3 protein-coding genes are annotated in these 2506 nt (G+C 62.5%); 1 reads left to right on the top strand and 2 read right to left on the bottom strand.

The features are described from left to right. Positions 1–990 (bottom strand): DNA gyrase subunit A (locus EN925_RS31660; protein WP_281040677.1); only part of this gene is annotated, 990 nt, incomplete at its 3' end. Between the two features lie 221 nt (positions 991–1211). After that, the gene (locus EN925_RS31655; protein ID WP_127370434.1) at positions 1212–2033 is read right to left on the bottom strand and encodes an AraC family transcriptional regulator; all 822 of its coding nucleotides are present in this window, start codon (positions 2031–2033) and stop codon (positions 1212–1214) included. Between the two features lie 86 nt (positions 2034–2119). Between EN925_RS31655 and EN925_RS31650 the strand changes: the two genes are divergently transcribed. Continuing rightward, positions 2120–2506 (top strand): hypothetical protein (locus tag EN925_RS31650; RefSeq protein ID WP_128337199.1); only part of this gene is annotated, 387 nt, incomplete at its 3' end.

Here is a 2506-nt window from a genome sequence, read left to right as displayed (position 1 = left end):
GCGGTAGAGCTGGTTGAGAATGACGTCGGCAACGGCGTCGCGCTTCAGCTCGATGACGACCCGGTAGCCCTGGCGGTCGCTCTCGTCGCGGATATCGGAAATGCCTTCGATGCGCTTGTCGCGCACCAGTTCAGCCATCTTCTCGATCATCGACGACTTGTTCACCTGGTAGGGAACTTCGGTGATGATGATGGACTCGCGGTCGTTGCCGCGCTGTTCGATGTTGACGCGCCCGCGCATGACGATGGAGCCGCGGCCGGTCGAATAGGCGCTGTAGATGCCCGAACGGCCAAGCACGATGCCACCGGTCGGAAAATCAGGGCCAGGAATGATCTCCATCAGCGCCGGCAGGTCGATCGCCGGATTGTCGATGATGGCGATGGCGCCATTGCAGACTTCACCGAGATTGTGCGGCGGGATGTTGGTCGCCATGCCGACGGCGATGCCGCCCGAGCCATTGACCAGAAGGTTGGGAAAACGTGCCGGCAGAACCTTAGGTTCGCTGCCGGAAGCATCATACGTGTCCTGGAAATCGACGGTATCCTTGTCGATATCCTCCAGGAGCTCGTGCGCAACCTTGGTCAGCCGCGCTTCCGTGTAGCGCATCGCCGCAGGCGGATCGCCGTCGATGGAGCCGAAATTGCCCTGCCCGTCGATCAACGGAACGCGCAACGACCAGTCCTGCGCCATGCGCACCAAGGCGTCATAGATGGAAGCATCGCCATGCGGATGGTATTTACCCATCACGTCGGCGACAGGACGCGCCGACTTCACATATTTGCGGTTCCAATGGTAGCCGCTCTCATGGGCGGCGAAGAGAATGCGGCGATGCACCGGCTTCAGGCCGTCGCGCACGTCCGGCAGCGCACGGCTGACGATCACGCTCATGGCGTAATCGAGATAGGAGCGCTGCATCTCCTCGACGATGGATATCGGCTCGATGCCGGTGGGGCCGCCGTCGGCGCCGCGCGGTGTCTTCTGGTCGGTCAAATCGGATCACAATCTAATCAGGAATCACTTGGTGCTTATATAGGAAGCAAGCCCGAAACTCCAACCTTCACGGCACTTTTCCAGTGTCATTTTTGATGGTAATTTCAAATGGATACCGATGATTGCGACGATATGGCCAAGGCGGTTTTCGCCGCCCTGACGCAAAAGCCTGCGTGTCTGCCTTTGCGGTGCACCGGGCCGATTCACCAAGCAGAAACGGCCTATGCGCCACGGCGGCTGCGATACTGGCTTGGCGTCTGCCCCATGATCCGCCGAAAACGACGATTGAAGGTCGACAGATCGCTGAAGCCAGCGCCGAAAGCGATCGCGGAAACCGTATCGTCCGACATGCGTAGCCGCACCGCGGCCCTGTGCAATCGCGTCTTGAGCAGGAATTGGTAGGGGGTCATGCCCGCCACCTGCCGGAAGATGCGCAGGAAATGATACGGACTGGTCGCCGTCCCATCGGCAAGCGCTGAAAGGGAAACCGGCCCGTCGGCATCGAGTTCGATCCACCGCACTGCCTCGGCCACCCGCTTCTGGTCGCGGCGGCTCGGCGCGCGGCTGACATGCGTAGCGCCAGAGGCTGTGGCCACGGCAGCACCGGCCATGCGGAGGGAAAGTTCCTCGAAGGCGTCGATGTCGGCCGTCTCGCGCGCGGTCTCCGCCTCGGCCAGGAGTGGCGCCAGGACCGGCAAAGGCGGCAGGCGCGCCGCCTCGAAAGCCAGCTTCCTGGCGCCCGGCACGCCAGCCGCGATCCGCTCCATGTAGGACGGCCTGAAATGGAACGAGAGGCAACGATCGCCGCCGCCATGCTCGTGCCCGCATTCGTAACATGTGCCGGGATTGCCGAGCAGGAGCGCGCCGGGCGCCAGCATCGCCGTTCCTTGTTGGGCGCGGTAGCGGAACGTGCCGCTGGTGACTGCAGCCACACAGAAATCCTGATGCGCCTCCTCGAACGGCCGGCCGGCGCCGGCCGTGCAGATCACATCCGTCACATGCCAACCGGCTCCGGATGCGAGACTATGCGTGGTCGTCGTCATGGTCGAAATATAGCAATTTTTCCCAAGCCCAGAACCCCGTAACCGCCTATTCCCTCCCAATCTCCTGACAAGAAGAGGCCACAACCATGTTCGATCAATCTTCGTTTGCCGATGCTCTGCATAGCGCCGGACCGATCGAAGGCCTTGCCGAAAAACTGAGCCTTTACGGCCGCTTCGTCGGCGCCTGGACTTTCGAGGCCTCGCGCCACCTCGAGGACGGAACGGTGCTGACAGGGCGCGGCGAGGTGCATTTCGGCTGGGTGCTGGAAGGCCGGGCGATCCAGGACGTCTGGATCCTGCCCGCGCGGGACACTGGTTCCCAGCCTTCGCTCGGCAAATGGACTTTCTATGGCACGACGCTGCGCGTCTATGATCCCGGCGCGGATGCCTGGCACATCTTCTGGAGCGACCCGCGCAACCAGTATTTCAGCCGCCAGCTCGGCCGCGCCGAGGGCGACACGATCGTGCAAGTG

It is taken from the genome of Mesorhizobium sp. M7A.F.Ca.US.006.04.2.1 (genome assembly GCF_004022915.1).
Classification (GTDB): Bacteria; Pseudomonadota; Alphaproteobacteria; order Rhizobiales; family Rhizobiaceae; genus Mesorhizobium; species Mesorhizobium ciceri.
This window is presented reverse-complemented; position numbering and strand designations above follow the sequence as displayed.